The organism is Halobacteriovorax sp. GB3 (genome assembly GCF_028649655.1).
Taxonomy (GTDB): Bacteria; Bdellovibrionota; Bacteriovoracia; order Bacteriovoracales; family Bacteriovoracaceae; genus BSW11-IV.
On sequence record NZ_JAQSLN010000003.1, the window covers coordinates 410,754 to 433,949 of the forward strand.

Sequence of the window (23,196 nt, forward strand, 5' to 3'; positions counted from 1 at the left end):
TTGACTATAAGATTAAAGAAAAACCAAAGGCCAGTGATCGAGACAAATCAACTTGACTCGATCACTCATATTGAAGTCATTGCCCGTAATCATCAACACGTAGATTTCTCATTTCTTAAAGAGCAAATCAATCCCGTATCAATTAGTGCACTGACAATTAATGTCAAGGATCTGCGGATCCCCCCAAGTGAAATAAGTCTTTTCTACAATTTAAAATACTTGAAAATTATCAACTCAAAAATTGAAAAAATAAATTTCAAGTACTCGCTAGAGACGATCATCATGCCCAAGGCCAATTTAGAAAGAATCCCTTCTGATATTTATGAAATGCGAGATTTAAAAGTTCTCGATCTCAACGGGAACCGAATCAGCAAAGTAGATTCGAAGATAGAGAAATTGAAAAATCTTCAACGACTTAATTTAGATTGTAACTTAATTGAAAATTTACCTGAGAGCTTCTACTATTTAGAAAAAATAAATCACTTAAGTCTTGATGGAAATCCTCTCACAGAAAAAACGAAACAAGAAATTTTTGATCACTTTGGAATAGAGCTTTAAATACGAATGCGCTTATTTGTGGCCCTTAAACGCTCTAGTAAAGTGACGATCAAAATACGATACCACTTTGGTTGTGCATCGAAGATTCTTTGAAAACGCTCTCTTGGAATAACTTGTAAAACGCAATCATTAATGGCCTTCACTGAGGCCGAGCGAGGCAATTGATCGAGAAAGCTCATCTCCCCTACAAGTTCACCTGAATAAATCGTGCCAATTTGCACTTCTTTTGCACTTTGAGCACCACTTCTAGTATCGAAGACGCCAAGAACCCCTTCTTTGAGATAAAACATGGTGGAAGACTCTTCTTTATGACGAACGAGATACTCTCCTGAATGTAGAACAATTTGATCACTCATAATTTTATTTTAATACTTTTTAGATACTTAGCAAGGGTTGTACTCTAAAAAATAAAGAAATCGTCTTTACTCATGACAATAGATTAAGTAGGAATAGCATAAAAGGGGATCGATATGATGAAGACTTTATTGTGCTTTTTTACTCTGATACTATTTGAAAGCTCATATGCTCTAAAATTAACAACTTACAACACAGGCCTTGCCCATGGCTATGTTCCGCTAGCGAGTAAAAGAATTAACCCTATTTTAAATTCTCTCAAGCAACATGACTCTGATGTACTGTGTCTGCAAGAGGTCTGGGAAAAAAATGATCGTTACCTCTTTCACGATGTATTAAAAGAAACTTACCCGCACTGGTTTTTTACAAAAATAAAAAATACAAAAACTCAAAGAGCTCCAAGCTGTAAGGTGAATAACCTTTTTGGAAAAGATAAATTTGTTACCTGTCTTCTAAAAAATTGCTCTAATCTTCCAAGCGATGAGTCTACAAGCTGCTTAATGAATAAATGTCAGCACTCACTTATTAAATTGAAAAAAGATAATAAAGATTGTGCCAACGCCCTTATGGCAAAAGTGGGACAATCTCCTGTAAAAGCAATCTTTACCCTTTTAAACCCACTCTGGGCCCAAGGTCTCTTTGCCTATGGAGGTTCTGATGGACTCATGGTTTTTTCAAAGTATCCAATCATTAAAAAAGAAGTCGTCGATTTTTCTAAAATCGCTACTCTCAATAGAAGAAGGGCCCTTAAAGTAACGATTGAAAAAGATCAAAAAGAACATGCTGTTTTATGTACTCACTTGACGGCAAATCTTGAAGGGGAAGCTCCTTACACAGGGGACTTCAAAAATTGGGAAGAAGAAAATAAAGAACAGTTATCTATCCTGCTCAATGATAAAGAACTTTTAAAAGAATCAAGACCCACTTATATTTTAGGTGATCTCAATTGTGGTTTTTCAAACCCAACAATTCCTCTAGAAGATGCCATGGTAAATTCATGTAACCAAATTCTAGAAAGTGATTTTTTCAATCCATTTTACGAATCACCTGTTGGATGTACCTTTTGCCCAGACAACAGTCTCTTGTCACCGACAGCTTCACCAATTGCCATTGATCATATTTTAACGAGAAATGTTATGATAAGAGAGAAAAGAAGAGTTTTTGATGAATTAATTTTTATCGATGACAAACCACAAAATCTTTCTGATCACTATGGTCTCCAAATAGAAACTCAGGAATAAAAAAAGCTCCTTTAAAAGGAGCTTTTTTTAATCTAAATCTTCTAATTGAGAAATGATTTTATTTTTAAGTTGATCGTAATTAATATCTTCTATTTCAACGATCACATCTTCACCATATTCTTTTGCTTCGACATCTTCTAAATTTGAATCACTTGCAATGCCAATCACCTCTTCTAGAGCAATAGAAACATCGCGATGAACAAAAGGATCAAGAGCATCAACACTTATTGTTACAACACTAGAAACAGCTCCACCAGAGCTTGTTCCTCCAAGAACTCCACCAATAGCAGCAACTCCCCCATCAAGACTTGCCCCAGCTGCAACATAGTATGCGGCCGTGGCCTTCGCGGCGAGAATCATACCAAAATAGAGAGAGGCGGCAACAATGGCAACATCAGCACCAGCAGCATAGTAGGCCTGTCTTTCATTCATATCAGCAAGAGACTTAATCTCTCGAGCTGAATAGGCCCTATTGATTCCTGGAAGTCTAGAACAACTTAACTCCTCTAGATATTCACCAGCACACTCAGAAAACTCATATAAACCATTCTCAAGCCTCTGAGTCACAATGTAGCGATACTTTGTTTCTTCGGCCTTGATAAGCGTTCTTGCATCAACCAATGAACACATAAGAAGCGAGTAAATGACGAGAAGCTTTTGTATTTTCATGAAAATCATCCTTTTTAGTCTTTTCATGAGAATATAAAGAATTCAAATAATTTAACGACACTTTTTGTAAAGATTATAGGAAATTCATTTAGATAAGCTATCAGAATTAAAAGAGTGCCCCCTTTAAGGGGGCCTTCTATGACAGGTTAACGGATAGAAATGGACTGATCTTTTTTAGACCAAGAAAGAGTGTACTTCCCACTTTTTAACTCATCTTTTAAAATAAGCTTAGAAAGAGGTCTTGTGACAAGCTTATTAAATACACTTTGAAGTGGTCTTGCTCCAAATCGAGGATCGTGCCCCTTTAGTGCAATTTCTTTTAAAGAGCATTCATCTAATTCAATCGAAACCTCTTTGCTAGAAAGCCTCTCATTAAGAAGTTTAACTTGTTTTAGAACAAGAGATTCCATGATCGACTCGTCCAATTCATGATAGTCTAAAACAGCATCAAGACGACCGAGGACTTCAGGTTTAAAATCGTGCTCAATATTCTTAGAGTTTGTCGTCAGAAGAATAATAGTATTTTTAAAGTCAATTGTTCTTCCTTTGTTATCTGTTAAGCGACCGTCATCAAGAATTTGCAACAAAATATCAGAAAAGTCGAAATGTGCCTTTTCAATTTCATCAAAGAGAATAACTGAATACGGTTTTCTTCTCACTGCTTCTGTTAAAATACCTCCGTCATCGTGCCCAATATAACCGGCAGGAGCACCAATGAGCTTTGCGACATCATGCTTTTGTGAATACTCCGATAAGTCAAATCGCAGAAGATTCGCTTCGCTATCAAAGAGAAATTGAGTGAGCGCCTTGGCCGTTTCTGTTTTCCCCACTCCGCTTGGACCTTTAAGTAAGAAAGAGCCGAGTGGTCGCGTAGGATCAGTTAATCCAGCGTGAGCAGATATAAGGGTCTCATGGATTTCGTTTAAGGCCTCATCCTGTCCAAAAACACGCTCAGTCAAAAACTCTCCAAGACGAAGGATATTTTCCTGTTTCGATTTAAGAATTTTTTCTACAGGAATTCCCTGCTGTCTTGAAATAACTTGAGCGATATTAACTTTATTTAAAACCCAATCGTGAGAGCACTCATTCAATTCTTTTTCGAGCTCGGGTATCACGCTATACTTCAATTCTCCGGCCTTATCAAACTCTCCTTTCCTTTCGGCCTGCTCTAATTCGAAACGGTATTTATCAAGTTGATTCTTAACATCACTAACACGCTTCAGGGCATAGACCTCTTTTTCCCATTTCTCTTTTTCGCTATTAAAATCAGCTTCGAGAACTTCGATATCTTTCAATTCACTTTCTTTAAGCTTGCCAACTTGGGCATAGATTTTTTTCTGACGAATCTCTGATTGGAGTTCAACTAATTTTGAAGGCATGGCCTCGGCCGATAGTTTGAGTGCCGAAGCGGCCTCATCAACCAAATCAATGGCCTTATCAGGTAAGTTTTTATCTGTGATATATTGGTCAGATAAAACAACTGCATTATAGATAGCATCTTCACCTATTTTAATCCCATGATGAATCTCTAGTTTCTCCTTCAAACCCATAAGTATTTCAATAGAGTCCTCTTTTGACGGTTCATTAACAGGAACAGGGCGAAAGCGACGATCGAGAGCAGAATCACCTAAAATAAATTTTTGATATTCATCATAAGTTGTCGCCCCAATACAATTGAGTTCACCGCGTGCAAGGGCCGGTTTTAGCAAGTTAGCAGCATCCATCGCACCATCAGTTTTACCTGCACCAACAAGCTGATGCATTTCATCGATAAAGAGGATGCTCTCTTGTGCCTTTGCTTTTAGAAATTTCAAAAGGTTTTGAAGGCGTTCTTCAAACTCTCCACGAAACTTTGTGCCCGCCATTAAAGAACCCATATCGAGAGTGTAAACAACTTTGCCCTCTAAAACATCGGGGACATTTCCTTTGACAATCGCCTCTGCAAGACCTTCAACAATGGCCGTTTTCCCGACCCCAGCAGGACCAACCAGTACGGGGTTATTCTTCGAACGTCTCCCTAAAATTTCCATAACAGCACGAATCTCTTTTGTTCGACCGATAACGGGATCTAGCTTTCCTTGCATAGCAAGTTCGTTTAAGTTCACAAGGAAGCTTGGGACCTCATGTTCTTCTTCATCAGAATCAAGAGAGAGTAATGCGTAGTCGAGATCTAGGTTTTTAAAAACTTGAGGTAAGAATTTAACTAAATCTTTTTCGCTAATCTCATCTCGCTGAGATTGAATCGCATGACTTGAAGCATAAGTTAACCACTCAGAAAAGCGAGCGCTCGCTCTTACCTGATCAAGCGCCATTTGATTGGTAACGCTTGGAATTTTATCAAGTTCTAAAGTGATATCCTTTTTATATTTTTTAAAGACACGTGAGAGATACGAAGAAGGGTGTGAAATTAACCCAAAGAGTAAATGCTCTGGCCATAGTTCAGAGTTCTTTCTCTTGAGTACCTCTGCTTGCGCTAAATCGAGCGCACCTGCAACGATTGAGTCAAATTTATTCATAAATCCTCCCTATCAAAAGTGATTTCTATTATTAAGATGTGTTCGAAAAAACTAATGTCAAGACTAGAAAATAAAAAAGCTTTTTTTACTTTTCAAATGATCTTCATTAAAATTTAAAAAACCCCGATTTTTAAGGACTTTTATGAAGATCGCTATGCTCATTTTTAATATCATTTTCTTTGCTCTTATTACTAAAGATACCCTAGCAAGTGACTATCCGAAGGCAACGTTAGAATCACCCCGCAGTAGTATGAACTTTTTTCTAAAGACGATGAAAGGCTACAAGACGGGCGACAAAGAAGCGATTAATCTGGCAATCAAGGCCCTTTCTAAAAAGGGGCTCGATCCTCAAACAAAAAAGACCACTTTAGAAACAAAAGCGAAAAAGCTTATTCAAACCATCGATAAAATTGAGTATGTTGACGTTAAAACAATCCCAAATGAATGGCCGGCCGCCCAGTGGGTTTATAGGAAAAGAAATGTCACACTTGGAGATGAAGATTACCAAGTGACGATTACTCTTAATAAAGAAGAAGATGAAAAGTGGAGATTTTCACCTGAAACGCTCTCATCGATTGATTACTATGAAAAAGCTCTTAGTGGAAAAAATACGGCAAAAGATGTTGTAGAACTTAACGATTTTAAAACAAAGTTTAAGAAGAGTATGCCGGTCTGGACATCAAACAAAAATTTCCTCCTTCTCAATGGCCAATGGATTGCACTTGGCGTAATTCTCTTTTTGTGTCTTTTAACAGACAAGTTAACAAGGCTATTTATCGCTAATCGAGTTGTTCTTTTTTTAAAGTCCCGTGGCGTTGCCTTTTCAGCAAAAAAGCAAAACCGCTTAACAGCTCCAATAGGACTCATGGCCTTCTCTGGCCTATGGAGCATACTTGTTCGCCCGCTCGAGCTTGAAGATCAAATACTGAGTATCTTTTTAAGAATTGGTATTGTCGCCTTTACATTGGGAGCAGTCATTACCGTTCACAATATCGTCGATGTTATTTGTTTTTATCTAGAGAAAAAAGCAAGAGAGAGTGAAAATAAGTTTGATGACATTCTTGTCCCCCTCATAAGAAAAACGGCTAAGTTTTTTGTTCTAGGCTTTGGAATCATCTTCATAGGAAATAGTCTAACAATTGATATGAAATCAATCCTAGCGGGGATGGGAATCGGAGGGATTGCCTTCGCCTTAGCCGCTAAAGATACGATCTCAAACCTCTTTGGATCATTCACAGTCCTTATTGATAGACCTTTTAGTATTGGCGATTGGGTTGTGATTAATGGCAATGTAGAGGGAACAGTAGAAGAAGTTGGACTTCGTTCAACCCGCATTCGAACTTTCTACGACTCTTTGATCTCTCTTCCTAACGGAACACTAACGAATGTCCATATCGACAATTATGGAAAGAGAACCTATCGCCGCTACAGTACGAAAATTTCACTTGAGTACTCGACTCCTGTAGAGAAAATAGAAAGTTTTTGTCAAGGAATTAGAGAATTGATACTGGCCCACAAGTGGACAAGAAAAGATTATTTTCACGTTTATTTCAACGATATGAACGCAAGTAGCCTCGATGTACTTCTCTATGTTTTCTGGCAAGTACCAGACTGGTCAGCAGAACTTCAAGAGAGACACCGTCTCTTGCTTGATATTGTTCGACTGGCAAAAGAGCTTGGAGTTAATTTTGCCTTTCCAACGCAAACAGTTCATTTGTTTAACGAACAAAAGTCAAATGAAGAGCGCGTGTACTCAATAGAAGAAATGGAAAGACTAGCTAAAGAAAAGGCCCATCAACTGAGCGTGAACCAATTAACTTCGACTCATGAACAAAGTGGCCAGAATAAGAATTATCAACGTGGACTTTGAGATTCATTGAGAATGGCCCGATAGCGGCCATTTCTTTTTAACTTTTTAAGACCTTCGTTAAATTGATCGATAATCAGTTTTGCTCGCGGATTTTTCTTTGAAACCATTAAGTAAACGAAATCATCTTTAACTTTATCCTTTAAAAAAGAAAATTTATCCAAATCACCATAGAGATTTCGAATAATATATTTTGCAAATGTAATATTAAGATTGATAAGATCAACCCTCTTTGCGGCCAAAAGCCTAAAGCACGTTTCAACATCTGAGGTTCTCGTCAATAAGAGCTGGTACTTCTCAACTTCTTCTTGTACTTGTTCAATATTCCAACCGAGAGGATGACAGATTACTTTACCTTTCCAATTTTTCTCTTTTTGAAAATCCTTCTCCATTTCCTTCACAGTAATAAAGTGCAACTTACCTTTGTGTAGTATATCGGAATAAAAAAAACGCTCTTCTCTCGAGCGGTTTTTAGCATAGGGAAAAGTTGCATCAAACATGGCCTGTTCTGTTTCATAACTTGCTCTTTTCCAAGGAGCAAAGTTGACCTTTTTAACCTCAACCCCTTTCGCTTCAAAAGATTCAATAACAACCTTAGTTAGGAGTCCGTTCTCACTTAGATGAGCACTCGTAAAAGGAGAATATTCGCCAGTAATAAGCCTGACAGAGTTCTCCTCACAGAAGCTCGATACATGGAAAAAGAAAAGGGCGAACAAAAGAAAGACTTTCGCCATAGATACTCCTCAGTTCACTACTATTATAATGAACTGAGGAAATTGTATTTTTTTAATTTTATCTAAAGGAGAAAGCTAAAGAATAATTCGATAACATTCTAAAAATAGGGGGAAAGAAAAGATGTCCTATTTCTTGTATCCAAAGAGATTCATCTCTTTAACAGTTTTTACAACAGTTTCTGGCACCATTTTCTCCCAAGCCGTATCCCCTTGCTCAATCATAGAAAGAACACGACGTGACCAAATCGCCGAATACTCAGGGTTGTAATCCTTGATATCCTCGATAAATTTATTGGCCAATAGATAATCAACGATACCTTGCAACTTAGAATCATATTTAACTGAATCTAATTTTCTAATCTCATTTTTATCATCATCCATAACCGGATATATATAAAGCCTTGTCGTATGGCCAAAAAGTGCCCCAAGAGCTCCTAAAATACCTGTCGGGCTATCTTCATAACGTTTGAGATCAAGGATCTCTTCAACATTAAAAATACCTGTTACAAAAGCTATTTTCTTGCGACTGTACTTAGAAAGATATTCATTGAGGGCAAAGTAGTTATCAAAACTTGTAATAAGAACTTTTTTACCAAGTGCAGAGAGAAGATCAACTCGAGCAAGAAAGTCATCATTGTCGACTTCCCCACGCTCAATTAATTTAGACATACTGATCTCAGGAAGAACGAGAACTTTATCACGCTCTTGTTTATCAAGAGATTTTTCAAACTTCTCAAGACCGCTGCGGAGCATGTCCATATTAACGTGTGTAGGCGGCCTGAACGAACCTCTTAGAACACAGAGATTCTTTTTATAAATTTCATCTGTTGCTTGAAGAACACGGCCTTGCTCATCGAACATGATGGCCTTGCAGAATTTCTTTTTAACTAACTCTAATGCGAGAAGTCTCGAATCGATTCCTTTAAAAGCATCTCCTCTCACTCGAATCATATCAATACGAATTCTTCTCGTACTTAGTCCATCCATTAAAGATGAAATAAAGGCCTTAGAATTGTCGATATGACGAAAACAAGCATAGATAAGATTGACACCGATGATCCCAAGGGCCTCTTGTTGTTGAATATTTTCTTGGTCACGCATACGAACGTGTAGAATAACTTCTGAGAAATCGGCCTTCGCTTTATGCTGAAAGCGAACACCTAGCCAACCGTGACACTCGCCCTTTCCGCTAAAAGATTTAGCTGCAACAGTATTAGCAAAAGCAAAAAACTGTGTACTCTCATCACGAACTTCTCCAAGTCGATTAATGATCTGATCATACTCACGATCGAGCATACGCACCAGTCGATCCTCACAAACATAGCGACCACTCTTTTCTTTGCCATAAATTGAGTCACTCACAACCATATCATAGGCAGAGATCGTCTTTGCAATCGTTCCCGCAGCTGCTCCCGCCTGAAAAAAATGGCGAGCAACCTCTTGCCCGGCACCGATTTCAGCGAGGTTCCCATATATGTGGTGATCGAGATTGATTTCTAAGGCCTTTTGCTTGGCCGTTAAGATTTGGCAAAAACTCATAGAGTCATCCTTAAGCTAACAAGTTGAAAAGAGACATTCTAACAGTATTTTAACCGCCCTAAAAAGGCGCAAAGCAGGAGCTAGAAAAACTTACTCTTTTATCGTTATATGGTGAACCTATCGGCAAAAAGAAGAAATAAATAAAAAAAAGAGAGAAAAATGAATATAACACCCCGAATCTATGTAAACTTCTTGTCAATTATAACTAAGCTCATTGGTTAATTTTGTCGAAAAGGGTTATAATGAAAGTGGGAAATATGGTGGAGGTGCCCTATGATTCAAGTATTCGACGCTCCTTATGTGCTACTAGCACTCTTAGCGGCTTTAGCAGGCTTAGCAAGTCTAGGGCAACAGCGAAGACTAAAAAAGAAGTATGTCCCAATTAGAATTGATGACAATAAAAACAATCAAAACAAAAGGCCACTTTAACAGTGGCCTTTTTTTATGTCTTAATTACTCATTGAAAAGTAGGTAAGCTTCAAGGATATCAAAATCACTAAGCTCCTGCTCAGGATTTAATTCTCTTGTTTGCTCAACAAATTCTTGAAGTTCTGGAGATAGATCAGCATCCATTCCCTGTCCTTCCATAGCTAGTGCCATTGCAATTTCACTATCGACGTAATCTTTCTTATATCCGTTGTTAAGAATATCAGATGTTAGAAGAATCGCAGTTGAAGCAATAAGACCATCAAAGAAACCATCATCGTATTGTCCACCACGATCAGATCCACGACAAACTCTTACAGTTTCACCGTAACGATTTACTCTTGTACGACAAGTTCTTGCCATTGCATCAACACATGTTACTAAAACGATTGCTGCTAAAACTAACTTTTTCATAAAACTCTCCCTTTGATTAATGTGCACTTGTTAGTGCCTCTTTAATAGTTGCGCTTAAAGATTTAGATTCCTCTAATCTCGTATATCTTTCTTCAAATAAATCTGTAAAAATATCTTTCATTGTTTCATTTAATTCAACTAATCGAGCCTCGGCCTCGAGAACAACTTCCGGAACTTGATCATCAGATAATTGCTCATCAGAATCATTACTTTGAAGGATTCCATAACCACTTTGCCCCACACCTGTTTCAAAGAGGATAATATTTTTAAGACGAACGATTTCCTGAAAAATATCAGCTGAAGACTCATCCAATAAATTGATTGAGGTTTCTTTTTGAATTTCTTCTAAAATCCTATTGGACTCTAAGTGGTGGGCCTGCATTTCAACGGGAAGCATACTAAGAAGAACTTTTCTCGAAGGATTTGCCTCTATAAGATTAGAGAGAACTTCTTTTCTCTGCTCTAATGAGAGCTCTAAGTATTCGTCGACAGTTTTCAAACGATCATAATAAGTCATCTCTCGTGACTTCTCTCCACCAGTTCGTCTTGTCTTTTTAACTTTGAAGTAACGTGGATAGCGATTATAAACATACTTGTAGCTTTTAGAGAGTGGTTCAAGAAAGCTTGGATAAAAAAGACCATGCTTTCTTGCATAACTTCTATCTTCTAAAACACTTGAATCAACAAGATTTTTCTTTTTTAAATACTTGAGAATTGATTTTGGACTTAAAACATTTTTCTCATACATCCACTTATAGTTGAAGGCAACTTGAAGAAGCCGAAAGGCTTCATCTGCACAATTATTAGTGAAGAAGTAATACTTCCCTGCATATTCCCAATAAATACGAACAAAGTGATCAATGAAACGGTCGCGTTGCACTTTGTTAAATTGGAGAGGGTAACTTTCTAAATTTCTAAACTCTTCCCTATTATATTGCATCTTCATGCTAACAAGGTCACTAACGAGAAGTCTCGATTGGTACTTTCCAAAAATTCCTTTATAGAGATTTAGTTTTACATTAACGTTTTCGGCAAGGAATCCAAGAACAACACTCTTTCCTCTTCTTCTACAAGTATCGAGATCAACAGAGGGATCACATAGAAGAATTTTAAACATCGCATGTCCAAAGCGGCTATAAATAGCACTTCCCTCACTTGCAAAGAGGTAGTGAATCTCTCGAACTTTTGACTTGTCGATTTCGACGATTTCATTAGATCGAGTATCGGTCATTGAAACTTGATAAACAGATTTTTCACAGGAAACATTTGATGGATTAAAATTGAAGTGGTCACGAAAAAAGCGATAGAGATTAGGCCTTCGACACTTATATGAGGAATCCAGGATAAAGTACTCAAAATTCACAGCTGCGAACTCTCTTCTATTTTCATATTCGTAGCGATCCATAGAGCGCTTAGCAAAGTGATTGAAGTTCTTTTTTCCCTTCTTATTCCAAAAACCAAGAGAAAGAAGAGTTGGATTATTCTCTAAACGAACACTCTTGGCCTTTCTTAAATCATAGTAATGAAAGAGCTCGTGAATAAGAGTGGCCTTTAAAGTCTTTTCAAAAGTTTTGTGTTTACAAGAAAAGTCTTCACTATCCTCACTTTCCTCTATAGAGCTTTCAAAAAGAGCACGATCGATTAAAATCGTATTTCCTTCATAGTACCCATAATTATAAGGAAGATTATCACAAGGAGTATTTAGTGCACGTTGGTTGAGCGTGCTAAGTTCGATGCGAAGAGAGCTTTTTGAGATCGTCCTTTGCATGGATTCGGGCATAACTTTCAAAATATCATCGACTGCATCTTTCAATAAATCTGATTTTGTTACAAAGGCAAAGCTACTTTGAGCTCCAAAGACAAAACAGAGACAGAGAAAAATGAGTTGCTGAATTCTAAGCATGTTTTTACCAACTTAAATATTACTAAGACAGTTTTATTTACCTAAACTGAAACGCTTCATTAAGTTAGATGTGAATTTTTTACAGAGAATGAGAGAAGATGTAAGAACTGGCCATTTCTGGCCAGTATTCTTATTTATTGTTTTTGAATAAGGGTTGCCATTTCTTTAGCAAAGTATGTGAGAATCATGTCACAACCGGCGCGCTTAAAGCTTGTAAGCATTTCAACCATGATCGCTTCACCATCTAGCCAACCTCTTTCACTGGCGGCCTTAACCATTGAGTACTCACCTGAAACATTATAAGCAGCAATTGGAAGAGTCGTTGTCTGAGACATTTCTTTGATGATATCTAAATAACTAATCCCAGGCTTGACCATAAGAATGTCCGCCCCCTCAGATTCATCAAGAGCAGTTTCTCTAATGGCCTCACGAGAATTTGAAAAATCCATTTGATAAGTCTTCTTATCTCCGGCCTTAGGTGCACTATCAAGTGCATCACGAAAAGGTCCATAAAAACTTGAAGCATACTTAGCTGTATAACTCATAATCGCAACATCGCTATGACCATTGTCATCTAGTGCATCACGAATATAGGCCACTCGACCATCCATCATATCACTTGGACCAACAATATCAGAACCGGCCTGAGCTTGATTGATACTCATATTGGCAAGGATCTCTAGAGTTTCATCGTTTTTAATAATTCCCGTTTGAGGACAAACAATTCCATCGTGTCCATCACTTGAGTATGGATCCATGGCCACATCTGTCATAACAAGCATATCCGGAAGAGCATTCTTAATATCACGAATAGTCATCTGCAGAAGACCATCTGGATTCATGGCCTCACTGGCCATACTATCTTTTTTACGCTCATCAATAGCTGGAAAAAGAGAAACACATGGAATCCCCAGCTCATAGAGGGCCTTGGCCTCTTTAACAATGAGATCTCTTGTGAGCCTTGCATAACCAGGCATTGACTCAATTTCTAGACGTTGATTAGAGCCTTCCATAATAAATAAAGGGGCAATGAGATCATTAGGTGTAACAAGGTTTTCTCTTACCAGTGAACGAATCGCTTCACTCTTACGATTTCTTCTTGGACGATACATCATTACGCCATCCCCATTTTAATTTTTGTTTGAAAGGCCAAAGCATACATAGAAATTTGTTTAACCATGCTCGAGAGTCCATTGGCACGACTCATAGAAAGGTGCTGGCGAAGTCCAATCGTATCGAGAAAATCAGGCTTTGTTTGTAGCACTTCTTCAGGTGTTGAATTCGAGTACACTTGAACGAGAATTGAAACAATCCCCTTTACAATGGCCGCATCACTGTCGGCCGAGAAAGTAATTTTTCCCTCATTTAATTCTGCGAAAAGCCAAACTTGCGATTGGCAACCTTTAACTTTATTTGCTTCGTTTTTAAGCTCTTCATCCATAGGAGCGAGCTCTTTACCAAGACCAATAATATATTTATAGCGATCTTCCCAATCATCAAATTTAGAAAAATCACTGATTAAGTTCTCGACGCGCTGATTGATATCCATAACTATCCCTTATCTATAAATTGATTCTTCGACCATATACTAAAAGGTCTTTGGTTATCAAGGTTTAGGCCCTATTTTTCTCCCCAGAAACGACACTTTTTTTCTAGAAAGCATCTTCCCTTTTTCACACATTTAGAGCTATACTCAATAAAAATATCTTTTAAAAAGGCACGGAAAATATGTTAGTTGATTTTGATATTGATAAATTCTCTGGAAAATATCTCATTAAGTTCAATCTCGATCAATTTAAGGGTGAAGCCGATTACAAAATGGCCATTACAATCGTTACTTGTGTTTCTCTAGACTACGATCTAGATCCAGAAATTGAGGTGGGAGATATCCAAGATATCTGCGACAAAACGGAAGAGCTTGGAAAAGATGTCTTTACATTTGAAATTGGTGACGATGGAATTGAAGTCGACATTTAGTCGACTTCGTCAATATGTCTAGCTCTAGGCAGCTTTCTTCTTAATCTCATTTACCCAATCAGGGGCGATAAACATACTTTTTGGAAAAGGTAGTTTATTAACGACAATATCTTCAAAGAAGCTTGGTACATAATTACAAGGAACCATCTCCCCTAAATACTTTCCAGTCTCAGGATCTTTTCCCGTTTGCATCCAGCGAAAGATATCGCGGGTAATATAATTGCCTTTGCTATCAACACCAAGAACTTCAGAGATATGGGATGTTCTTCTTCCCCCATCATGATAGCGGCTACACTGAACAATAATTTGCATTGCTGAGCCAATCATTTTCTTTACAGCATCTGGTGGAATCTTGGTATCACCCATAAGACAGAGCGTCTCTAAACGCGTGCATGCATCTAATGGAGTATTGGCGTGTACCGTTCCCATTGAACCGTCGTGTCCAGTGTTCATTACCTGAACGAGGTCTAGGGCCTCATCTCCACGAACCTCACCAACGATAATCCTATCAGGGCGAAGCCTCATGGCAGAAATAACAAGATCACGAATGGTGACTTCAGTTAATCCACTATTTGGTTCTGCTTTTCTTGTTTCAAAATTTACAACGTGCTCGGCCTTCACTTGAAGCTCGGCCGCATCTTCGATAATAATAAGTCTTTGAGTTTTTGGAATACGCCCACCAAGAACGTTGAGCATCGTGGTTTTTCCAGACCCAGTTCCCCCAGAAACCAAAACGTTTTTTCCAAGATAAACACACATGTCTAAAAACCTTGCTCCAGCATCAGAGAGTGAGCCAAAGTTGATGAGGTCTTTAAGAGTAAGTTTTTCTTTTGAGAATTTACGGATAGCTACAGTTGTTCCGTTTTTTGCCATTGGTGGTAGAACAACGTGAATTCTTGATCCATCTGGAAGTCTAGCATCAAGTCGTGGGTTTTCTTCATCGATCACACGATGAACAGATTGAGCGATGGCCCTCATTGCAGAGACTAAGGCATCTTCACTTGAAAATTGATTTTCTACTTTAAAAACCAAACCTTTTTTTTCTACAAAAATTTCATGAGGCCCGTTAATCATAACCTCTGAAACCCCTTCATCATCCAATAGATCAGATATTGGCGACAAGAGGGAGCGAATAGCATCTTGAAATACACCAGACATGAACTCTCCTTACCTATCTACTATTCGTCTTCTGGAATCCATACCTTAACCTTTTTTTCAGAGGCCAGATCACGTGCTTTCCTCTTTTCAATGACATCGGGATGTTCGATAACAGTGATTGTACCGTTAATATTTTTCATGGAAGGACAATAGAAGTGATAGAGTCCAGGCTGAGTAAAAAAGACACTTCCCTCACTGATTTTTCCTTTCTTAGCCGCCATAAAGAGCTCTTTGTTCTTAACCATAAAACAACTGGGTCTCTCTGTGGTTGAAGTGACAAAAAAGTCGATGCGCTCACCAGCATAGGCCATGAACTTATTGGGATAAAATCCCTCATCGGTCACAATGATTGAAACTTCCCTTTGGGGAACAGTATTCATTTTGCCCTTAAATCGCGTCTGCTTCAGTGAGAATGAAGAAAGACTTAGTAGGCAGCAGCAGGTAATGGTAGCAAATTTTGACATCATCTTATGATTCATAAGACCTCCAAATACTTTATCGATACAATCAAGTATAAACTTTAATTAATGCAAATCAAGTAGTTGTAAGCAGTGAATTAATGCTTAATTAATTTCGATAAAATTGAGATAGAACAAGATTGATTTAAGATAAAATAGTTATTGATAGTGACCAAATTTTAAGGAGTTAGTATGAACCAACTGTTAGATCTACTCGATCACACAATCCAAGAAATGGGTATGAGTGATCCTAAATATATTCAAGGAAGCGACAGTTTAGAGAAGGCCATAAAAATGATGCAAGAATTTAAAATTGGATCTGCTCTAGTTATTGATGAAAAAGTTAATCTTCTTGGAATAATTACCGAAAGAGATTTATTGATGAAGGTGATGGGGAAAGGAGTTGATCTCTCAGATCAGGTTAGTAACTACATGACTGCCAATCCAAAAACGGTAGCTGCTAATGAATCTCTTATTGTTGCACTCTCTCTAATGAGCCGAGAGGGGTTTCGCCACCTTCCTGTTGTGAATCTTGATAAAAAACCAATCGGGATCATAAGTATCCGCGATATCATGAGCTATTTTACAAATCATTTACACGATGAATTGTAAAAATGGAATAGGAAGACAAAATGAATATTATGATTGTTGATGATGAAAAGATGATTACAGATTCTCTCGTTGCTCTTTTACAGGATACGGGTCTCTTTCGAAAAGTTGTCGTTGCTAATAATGGTATCGAAGCAAAGAACAAACTACAGGCAAATCATTACGATATCATTATACTTGATATTAATATGCCCAAATTCGATGGGCTTGAACTCGTTAAGCACATTAGAACTGAAACAACGAGAACACCCGAAATCATCATGATGTCAGGACAGTTTACTCCTGAAAATGTTCAAGTCGCAGCTGACTTTAACATTCAGTACACTCTAGCAAAACCTTTTAATGCTAAAAAACTTTTAGAAAAAATAGAAATTGTAAGTTCGAAAATTAAAAGAGCTGCTTAATTGCAGCTCTTTTAGATACTGAGTCCAAAGTCTTTATCAAGTGGTTTTCGCTTCTTCTTATCTTTTTCAATGCTTACTTTTTCAAGTCTAGCAAAACGAATCCAAAGCTCTTTACCTTTCTTTTCAAACTTTACCTTTTTATGTGAAAGCCCCTTTGGAATAGGGAAACTTTCATTAAATTGATATGTATACTGCCTCGTGCGCATGCCATTTTCACTTTGGGATTCCTCTTTCTTAAGCACCTCTCCTTTTAATTGGATCTGACCATTTTCAATCTTTATATCAATTGGGCGGTCTCCTTCACCAATCTCAATCACAAGGACTCTCTCCTCTTCTTTATCAACCCACTTTTTAGAAAGATTGCTCTCAAATTCGATTCCTTTAAAAAAATCAGTATCCCCTTTAAAAAAAGAATCTCTATTATTAAAGTCTTTAAAAAACTGATCCTTAAAAGAATCCATGGACTGAAAAAAATCAGAGTTCATCATCTTATCCATGATTCTTTTATTCTCTTCCAAGGCCCTTTTCATGGCCTCTCTCATTTGTTCCTGAGTACTTAACCCAGCTTTATCTTGATCCTGTGCTAAAGTTGATAAACTTACAAAGCACAAAATAAAAACAAAGAAACTTCTCACTTAACCCTCCAGTATACGATCGACTTTTGAAGCGAATATAAAATCACTTTCTACTAGTCCGTTTATTTTATGTGTCCATACTTCAATATCAAGATGCCCATGGCCAACATGCAACTCAGGATGATGCCACTGCTCTTCGGCCATTTTCCCTATTTCATTGGCAAACTCCATCGGTTTTAAAAAGTCATCGAAGCTCTCTTTTCTAAGGAGCCTCTTTGCGCCATGAGTAAGTCTCCAGCGAGGAGAGAGCTCTTTCATAAGAACCTCAATTTCATCTTTTTCAAGAGGGGGGACCCCTCCACTACAAGGTGTACACTTCTTTGTAACAAGACTCATAAGTACCTCCTTTTGGGTAGGATGCCTTAATTTTAAACAACTTTCGTCAAAATATTATGAAAATTCGGTCAATTTATTGAAGAATTTACTCGTCAAATTGACCCAATTTCAGAGATTTGCGATAGTCCAAAAAAATCTACGGGGGCACAATTTAATGAAAAATTTCACTTTATTTATAATGATGTCGGCCTTTGCTCTACAGGCACAAGCTGTACAAAAATCACTGTCACGCTTCCCAATTGAGCGCTCAAGCTTAGTTGGAAAAAAAGTTTTAGCTCTTACTTTTGATGATGGTCCAAATAGAACATCCACAAGAGATATTCTTGAGACATTAAAAGAGTATGAAGTTCCTGCAACATTCTTCGTTCTAGGAAGCCTTGCTAAGGAAAATAGTGACGTGATGAAAGAGATTTATGATGATGGTCACCTACTGGCCAATCATACATACTCTCATCAGGCCCTCGGAAAAGTCTCTTTTTGGTCGCGTAAGAAAACGGCAAAGAATCAAATTTCTAAGGCGCACGATATCCTAGCTCCATACTATAGAAGCTCGGATCGTCTCTTTTTTAGAGCTCCTGAAAACTCATGGCATAAATCCCTTTCAAGTTATTTAAACAAACAAGATGAGCTCTCAAAATATGTTGGACCCGTCATGTGGGACGTTGGTGGATCAATGAATGTAAAAGGAAATGAAATTACTCAAGCAGCTGATTGGGCCTGCTGGGTTTCTCCTTATAAGCTCTCTCCATCCGAATGCGCGCAAGGGTACTTAAACGAAATCAAAAGAAAAAAAGGTGGAATCGTTCTTTTACACGATATTCACGTATCAACAGCGAAAATGTTGAAAATTCTGTTACCGAAATTAAAAGAAATGGGCTACAGCTTTGTAACCCTTAATGAAGTCGAATCACTTAAAAAATAATTCTTTCGAACTCTCATACTGATCTAGTATGAGAGTTCGTTAAATAGATTGTATATTTCAACTTTCAAAGTATCATCACACTTGCCTTCTCTTTGATCAATCCACTCTTTTTCTAGTCCTTGCTTATAGATATGAACAAGACAGATTGAAAGAAAATCAACAGAGGATACGGCATAATCACCTTGCTTAACAACGTCCATACCAAAGACAAAACTTAACTCCTCACGGTCACTAGGATTTTTAAATAACTTTGATATGAAATCTTCATAGCTAAGAAGCTCATCTTGTGTGATGCCATCAACTTGAGTGATGCGCGTTACCTCTTCCCCATCACATCCATCATCTGCACAGGTATAGACTTCACGACAAAAGAGTCCATCTTTATTCACGTAGCGATAATCAGTTTCACCGCGAACGAGGATTCCCTCTACAATTCCGGTATCTGTATTGATAACAGGTGAACCGGAATTTCCTCCAAATGTATCAAGATTGGCCTTAAAATAAATATCATTATTTCCATCACGCACCTGTGCACCATCGGCGATTTTTAAAGGAAGACCAGTTGGATTGCCTATAACGGCAAGAGGAGTTCCACTTGAAACGCGACCACTAGTTCTTACTCGCAGGGGTTTTCTATCAACAACGGGACGATCGAGACGAACAAGAGCATAATCTAGCATCGTTGAGTGATCGAGCACCTGTTTTTCTATCTCTTTACAGCGATAGATTTGCGAAGAATCAAATTGTGTTGTGGAATCTTTAAAATCAAAGGCCCAGTAAAAATCTTCACAAGTCTCAAGACTTGTCATACAGTGTCCGGCCGTGGCAATTAAATCCTCTTCCACTAAAAATCCTGTACAGTTTCCAGGATTCATCTGAGCAAGAAATCTCTCGCTTGGACAAAGATTCCAAGACTCCTTGATCGTAGGTGCATCAATAAAGAAGTTGGCATCGATGTATTTTTTCTCTATCTGAGTTGCCACACTTCGATCGTACTCTCTAAGCTTTTGATTGGGATGTAGATCAACGTCAATTCGATTATCTTGGCCATAGACAACTTCAGGAGTATAGAGAATTTCTTTTTCCTGTGTTTTTTGAGAAGCGATGAAGTCTTTAATTTTAGCGTGAACATTTAACTCTTCACCATCGTGTTCACATAATTTATCTTCATGCTTTTTTAGAAATTCACTTAAAGAAACAAAGAACAATTCACTTTGTTCTTTTGTTGAATCGGATTTATGTAATTGAATAAACTGTTCTTCGAGATTTTCTTTATCAGCGAGAAAACTATCACTACAGGTTTCGACTTCCTCGCAAGAGACAAGTAATGTCGAAAAAAGAACAATTGAGAAAACTTTTTTAAACTTGCCCATATCTCTCCCTCCTAGAAGATAACAGACTAAGTTTAGAACTTAAAAAACGTCAATGGTAGTTGGGGGCACATTTTCTCTGCTTAGAAACTCGATTGTAAGAAAGAATGAGCTTTCTGGTGTCAGCTCGCCTCCATCAAATAAAGCTTAACTAGGGCGATCTCAAGATATCATCAGATTCATCACTATTTTTTCCAGAAGATTTGGCCTTTTTCAAAAAGTAATCTATCTTATCTTCATTACTTTCAAACTCTCCGTCTTGGATATCCACACGCTCATTTTTTGCCTTTTCATATTCAGCATTTTTCTCTTCATTAATAAGACGCTCTAGTTTTTGCTCATTTGTCTCAACTCTCTCACTGTCACTAAGCGAGAAATTTGTTCCATAGAGCCGATAGGCATAATCATAAAGGGCCTTCAAGTAGACCTGATTACCTTGCCCTCTTTCTAAAAAGCGAATCATCTCTTTTAAAAATTCTCTTTTTTCTGGCACGTGAGACCAAGCAGCGTAAAGATAAACCATTCCCTTTTGATCAATTCTCTCTCTGTATTCTAATTTCTTGTATTGAGCATAAATGGCATTGGTCGTATCCTCAGAGCTCTTTGTATACTTAAGCCCATCTAAAATACGAGCACGAATGGTTTCGGCCAAAACATCATACTGCTCATACTCAAATTTCATGCGATATATACGCCCTTTATGAGGAATGAGAAAAAGTTCAATGAGGCGACCTTCTTTTTGTGATTCTAAACGAACAACACCTATATCTCCCTTTTTAAAAAGTGAAAACTTCATCATATTGACGGGGAAATATCTCTCGCGCAATTTAAGTATATAGAGATTATAAACAAGTGTTCGATAATCAATTTCATAGAGCACTTTAGCATACTCTATATAACTCTTATTACCTTTATCTGGTAGAGTCACATTGAGAGTAAAAAGATCACGCCATATATCGTCTTGAGTTTTCTTTTGAATCATAGCCTTAAAATAAGGAAGATCAAAAATACGGTGACGATTCATAGAAAGCTCTAAGGCCTCACTCTTTAGGATTAAAAAATTTGCGATGTCCTTTTCTTTTCTCGTTAAATACTTTGCACCAAGTTCATTGTATGCACCATTAAAGTCGATATGAGGAATTAAAAGAAACATGGGGTGACTAAGAGGAAAGGGAACATTTAAATCACCAAAGTGAAAGTTTCTCCATTGATTTTCATTCTCTTTATAGACTAATTTTTCCGTGCTAAGGAATTCATCTTCTGGCTTAAGCCTAAGCTTATCTTGTCCCTTCATTGTTAAGTATTCCGAGACTAAACCTTCGTTCACAGTCGTGAAATAAAAATGGTAAGGAGCAAATGTCAAAAATACGACAAATGAAACAATAACTAATGTGGATGCAAGTAGAAAAAAAATGACCTTCATATTCATCTTTTCGGTAACTTAGAGCTAAACATGAGAAAAAAACTAAAAAAAAGACTATAATCATCCGAGAAGAACTGTGAATAGTTCTCGCTTTAAAAGGGTTCTTAATGAAAAAATTAGTTTTTCCATTACTTCTATCATTTCTGCTCTACTCATGTGAGCAACCCAAAAATAATCGCTCCTTCTATTCAGGGGCCATTACAAATAGTTCTACAAATAGCACGAATTCATCTACGGATGATGCCAGTGATAGAACCGATACGAAAACTGATACGGGTGACACAACTGATGACTCAACTAGTACTATCCCAGATGAGATTAAAGATTGTAATTGGTCAACTGACGCGACAACAAATTACTCTGAGTCCTCATCTCATTTAGGAAGCTATAATATTTGCCTGAAATCAACCAACCTATATATTCAATTTAAAACGGCGATTACTGAGTCTCAGGTTTGTTTCTTTCCGGCCTATGAAAATGGTGGGAAATCATTCTACATTGGTAACCCTAGATGTTTTGTCCCAGAGCAGTCGTCAAAAATTTATAAAGTAACTCTCCATAAAGATAGAGATAACGGTAGATACTCAGGACTTGCGATAAATGCAGTTATGATGATGAAAGATAAGGCCTATTTCTATGGTAAGCCTTTTTATCAGTGGGTACTTGCCCCTGATGCCTATATGTACTGCTCTAAATTTCTTGAGCTCTACAACAACAGTTCATACTGTAGCGCCTTTAAATCCAAAGGCGAATACTCTTACAAAAGATTTTAAAAAAAGGCCTCTTACTTAAGAGGCCTTTTTTTATTTTAATTTACTGGGCTACCCATAAGTCTTGTGCCTTGGCGATATTTTTCAACGATCGAACCATCCAAAGTAGGCACAGATATGATTGGCAAGGCCTGAACAATTTCATTCTCACTAAATGTCATAAAGACGATAATATAGAAAAAACTCTGTCCATTATTTTCACAGGCCTTAATATGTGAATATACCTCATCCCCTTCTTGATCTTTAAATTGGTAAATTTCATCAGGGTCTTCAAGGCACTGCTCGAAAAAAGGTTCATATAAGTGGAAACTTTCCATTTGAATATCACTTGGAAGCTGATCAACCATAAGCTCTGCTAGATAGGTCGATTTCTTTCTTTCAAGTTCGACTAGGACATCATCGTTGATTCCCATCTCTTCTAATTCACTTATTTCATCTGTAGAAAAGAAAGAGTCAATATCGTCAACAGACTCTCCAATCCTAAATTGTTCCAAGATAAAAGGATTGCTTGTAGCTGTCTGTAAAAAGATATAAGAGACGGCCCTATTAAAGAGAGTACAAAAAACAATATGATGAAAGCCATCACATTCATTGATTAGAACAAAGACTTCATCGCCAATTTTATTTTCAAGATGCCACATCTCATTAGGGCGAGAGCACGTCTCATTTAAAAGTTGAACATTGTCACAATGAACACTTAAATATTCTTCATCTATCCCTAGATCATCACGAAGCTTATAAAGAATTTCTTGATAATACTTGGCCATTGGGGAAAAGTATTGATCGATACATTCTTCACTACAAAATGATCTCGAAGAATTCTCTTCAACAAAGAGAAGCTCAGTAACGTCACTCATAATCTTTTTACAATTATGACAATGATATATAGGACTATCTAATCTTTTAACCATAA

The 23,196-nt window shown here is 37.4% G+C and carries 25 protein-coding genes; 9 read left to right on the plus strand and 16 right to left on the minus strand.

Annotated features, from left to right (window positions below; translation table 11 throughout):
• Positions 1 to 558: a leucine-rich repeat domain-containing protein gene (locus tag HBN50_RS08210; RefSeq protein WP_273869177.1), complete on the plus strand. Its 558-nt coding sequence runs from the start codon at positions 1 to 3 to the stop codon at positions 556 to 558.
• On the opposite strand, the gene HBN50_RS08215 is transcribed toward HBN50_RS08210, so the two are convergent.
• Positions 555 to 914 carry a Crp/Fnr family transcriptional regulator gene (locus tag HBN50_RS08215; RefSeq protein ID WP_273869178.1) on the minus strand — a complete coding sequence of 120 codons (360 nt, stop codon included), beginning with the start codon at positions 912 to 914 and terminating at the stop codon, positions 555 to 557. The genes HBN50_RS08210 and HBN50_RS08215 overlap by 4 nt on opposite strands.
• A 114-nt stretch (positions 915 to 1,028) precedes the next feature.
• Between HBN50_RS08215 and HBN50_RS08220 the strand changes: the two genes are divergently transcribed.
• Entirely contained in the window at positions 1,029 to 2,153 is a 1,125-nt protein-coding gene (locus HBN50_RS08220) for an endonuclease/exonuclease/phosphatase family protein (protein ID WP_273869179.1), read from the plus strand.
• A gap of 27 nt (positions 2,154 to 2,180) precedes the next feature.
• On the opposite strand, the gene HBN50_RS08225 is transcribed toward HBN50_RS08220, so the two are convergent.
• Positions 2,181 to 2,822, minus strand: a complete 642-nt coding sequence (locus HBN50_RS08225; RefSeq protein ID WP_273869182.1) for a hypothetical protein — start codon at positions 2,820 to 2,822, stop codon at positions 2,181 to 2,183.
• A 146-nt stretch (positions 2,823 to 2,968) separates the two neighbouring features.
• On the minus strand, positions 2,969 to 5,338 hold the full coding sequence (locus HBN50_RS08230) for an ATP-dependent Clp protease ATP-binding subunit (RefSeq protein ID WP_273869183.1): 2,370 nt from the start codon (positions 5,336 to 5,338) through the stop codon (positions 2,969 to 2,971).
• Positions 5,339 to 5,480: 142 nt separating this feature from the next.
• Here HBN50_RS08230 and HBN50_RS08235 point away from each other — a divergent pair, with 142 nt between their 5' ends.
• A complete protein-coding gene (locus HBN50_RS08235) occupies positions 5,481 to 7,208 on the plus strand; it encodes a mechanosensitive ion channel family protein (RefSeq protein ID WP_273869184.1) in 1,728 nt (575 codons plus the stop codon).
• Here HBN50_RS08235 and HBN50_RS08240 read toward each other — a convergent pair.
• Both HBN50_RS08240 and HBN50_RS08245 read right to left on the minus strand, forming a co-directional pair.
• Positions 7,193 to 7,939: a substrate-binding periplasmic protein gene (locus HBN50_RS08240; RefSeq protein WP_273869185.1), complete on the minus strand. Its 747-nt coding sequence runs from the start codon at positions 7,937 to 7,939 to the stop codon at positions 7,193 to 7,195. The genes HBN50_RS08235 and HBN50_RS08240 overlap by 16 nt on opposite strands.
• Positions 7,940 to 8,065: 126 nt before the next feature.
• Complete coding sequence (locus HBN50_RS08245; protein ID WP_273869186.1) at positions 8,066 to 9,478, minus strand: hypothetical protein; 1,413 nt, start codon at positions 9,476 to 9,478, stop codon at positions 8,066 to 8,068.
• 273 nt (positions 9,479 to 9,751) lie between these two features.
• Between HBN50_RS08245 and HBN50_RS08250 the strand changes: the two genes are divergently transcribed.
• Positions 9,752 to 9,907 carry a hypothetical protein gene (locus tag HBN50_RS08250; RefSeq protein ID WP_273869187.1) on the plus strand — a complete coding sequence of 52 codons (156 nt, stop codon included), beginning with the start codon at positions 9,752 to 9,754 and terminating at the stop codon, positions 9,905 to 9,907.
• 24 nt (positions 9,908 to 9,931) lie between these two features.
• Here HBN50_RS08250 and HBN50_RS08255 read toward each other — a convergent pair whose 3' ends face one another.
• The 4 genes from HBN50_RS08255 to HBN50_RS08270 form a co-directional block, all read right to left on the minus strand.
• A complete protein-coding gene (locus tag HBN50_RS08255; RefSeq protein ID WP_273869188.1) occupies positions 9,932 to 10,318 on the minus strand; it encodes a hypothetical protein in 387 nt (128 codons plus the stop codon).
• Between the two features lie 16 nt (positions 10,319 to 10,334).
• Positions 10,335 to 12,221, minus strand: coding sequence for a DUF7844 domain-containing protein (locus HBN50_RS08260; RefSeq protein WP_273869189.1), 1,887 nt, complete (start codon positions 12,219 to 12,221; stop codon positions 10,335 to 10,337).
• Between the two features lie 134 nt (positions 12,222 to 12,355).
• Positions 12,356 to 13,336 carry a porphobilinogen synthase gene (gene hemB / locus HBN50_RS08265; RefSeq protein ID WP_273869190.1) on the minus strand — a complete coding sequence of 327 codons (981 nt, stop codon included), beginning with the start codon at positions 13,334 to 13,336 and terminating at the stop codon, positions 12,356 to 12,358.
• Positions 13,336 to 13,770: a SufE family protein gene (locus tag HBN50_RS08270; RefSeq protein ID WP_273869191.1), complete on the minus strand. Its 435-nt coding sequence runs from the start codon at positions 13,768 to 13,770 to the stop codon at positions 13,336 to 13,338. Before HBN50_RS08270 ends, hemB begins: the two co-directional genes overlap by 1 nt.
• 179 nt (positions 13,771 to 13,949) lie before the next feature.
• Here HBN50_RS08270 and HBN50_RS08275 point away from each other — a divergent pair, with 179 nt between their 5' ends.
• Positions 13,950 to 14,198, plus strand: a complete 249-nt coding sequence (locus HBN50_RS08275) for a hypothetical protein (RefSeq protein ID WP_273869193.1) — start codon at positions 13,950 to 13,952, stop codon at positions 14,196 to 14,198.
• 24 nt (positions 14,199 to 14,222) lie between these two features.
• On the opposite strand, the gene HBN50_RS08280 is transcribed toward HBN50_RS08275, so the two are convergent.
• Positions 14,223 to 15,356 carry a CpaF family protein gene (locus tag HBN50_RS08280; protein WP_273869194.1) on the minus strand — a complete coding sequence of 378 codons (1,134 nt, stop codon included), beginning with the start codon at positions 15,354 to 15,356 and terminating at the stop codon, positions 14,223 to 14,225.
• A gap of 20 nt (positions 15,357 to 15,376) precedes the next feature.
• Positions 15,377 to 15,835, minus strand: coding sequence for a cupredoxin domain-containing protein (locus HBN50_RS08285; RefSeq protein ID WP_273869196.1), 459 nt, complete (start codon positions 15,833 to 15,835; stop codon positions 15,377 to 15,379).
• 171 nt (positions 15,836 to 16,006) lie between these two features.
• Here HBN50_RS08285 and HBN50_RS08290 point away from each other — a divergent pair, with 171 nt between their 5' ends.
• Positions 16,007 to 16,426, plus strand: coding sequence for a CBS domain-containing protein (locus tag HBN50_RS08290; protein ID WP_273869197.1), 420 nt, complete (start codon positions 16,007 to 16,009; stop codon positions 16,424 to 16,426).
• A gap of 20 nt (positions 16,427 to 16,446) precedes the next feature.
• Positions 16,447 to 16,827 (plus strand): response regulator, encoded by a 381-nt coding sequence (locus HBN50_RS08295; RefSeq protein ID WP_273869200.1) that lies wholly within the window; start codon positions 16,447 to 16,449, stop codon positions 16,825 to 16,827.
• Between the two features lie 11 nt (positions 16,828 to 16,838).
• Here HBN50_RS08295 and HBN50_RS08300 read toward each other — a convergent pair whose 3' ends face one another.
• The gene (locus HBN50_RS08300; RefSeq protein WP_273869201.1) at positions 16,839 to 17,462 is read right to left on the minus strand and encodes a hypothetical protein; all 624 of its coding nucleotides are present in this window, start codon (positions 17,460 to 17,462) and stop codon (positions 16,839 to 16,841) included.
• The gene (locus tag HBN50_RS08305; protein ID WP_273869202.1) at positions 17,463 to 17,798 is read right to left on the minus strand and encodes a 4a-hydroxytetrahydrobiopterin dehydratase; all 336 of its coding nucleotides are present in this window, start codon (positions 17,796 to 17,798) and stop codon (positions 17,463 to 17,465) included.
• 154 nt (positions 17,799 to 17,952) lie between these two features.
• Between HBN50_RS08305 and HBN50_RS08310 the strand changes: the two genes are divergently transcribed.
• The gene (locus tag HBN50_RS08310) at positions 17,953 to 18,720 is read left to right on the plus strand and encodes a polysaccharide deacetylase family protein (protein ID WP_273869204.1); all 768 of its coding nucleotides are present in this window, start codon (positions 17,953 to 17,955) and stop codon (positions 18,718 to 18,720) included.
• A 23-nt stretch (positions 18,721 to 18,743) separates the two neighbouring features.
• Here the strand turns inward: HBN50_RS08310 and HBN50_RS08315 are convergent, their stop codons facing one another.
• Both HBN50_RS08315 and HBN50_RS08320 read right to left on the minus strand, forming a co-directional pair.
• Positions 18,744 to 20,093 carry a trypsin-like serine peptidase gene (locus tag HBN50_RS08315; RefSeq protein WP_273869205.1) on the minus strand — a complete coding sequence of 450 codons (1,350 nt, stop codon included), beginning with the start codon at positions 20,091 to 20,093 and terminating at the stop codon, positions 18,744 to 18,746.
• A 148-nt stretch (positions 20,094 to 20,241) separates the two neighbouring features.
• Positions 20,242 to 21,513, minus strand: a complete 1,272-nt coding sequence (locus HBN50_RS08320; RefSeq protein ID WP_273869206.1) for a hypothetical protein — start codon at positions 21,511 to 21,513, stop codon at positions 20,242 to 20,244.
• A gap of 107 nt (positions 21,514 to 21,620) precedes the next feature.
• Here HBN50_RS08320 and HBN50_RS08325 point away from each other — a divergent pair, with 107 nt between their 5' ends.
• On the plus strand, positions 21,621 to 22,286 hold the full coding sequence (locus HBN50_RS08325) for a hypothetical protein (protein ID WP_273869207.1): 666 nt from the start codon (positions 21,621 to 21,623) through the stop codon (positions 22,284 to 22,286).
• Positions 22,287 to 22,321: 35 nt separating this feature from the next.
• Here HBN50_RS08325 and HBN50_RS08330 read toward each other — a convergent pair whose 3' ends face one another.
• Complete coding sequence (locus tag HBN50_RS08330; RefSeq protein ID WP_273869208.1) at positions 22,322 to 23,194, minus strand: hypothetical protein; 873 nt, start codon at positions 23,192 to 23,194, stop codon at positions 22,322 to 22,324.
• Positions 23,195 to 23,196 lie beyond the last annotated feature (2 nt).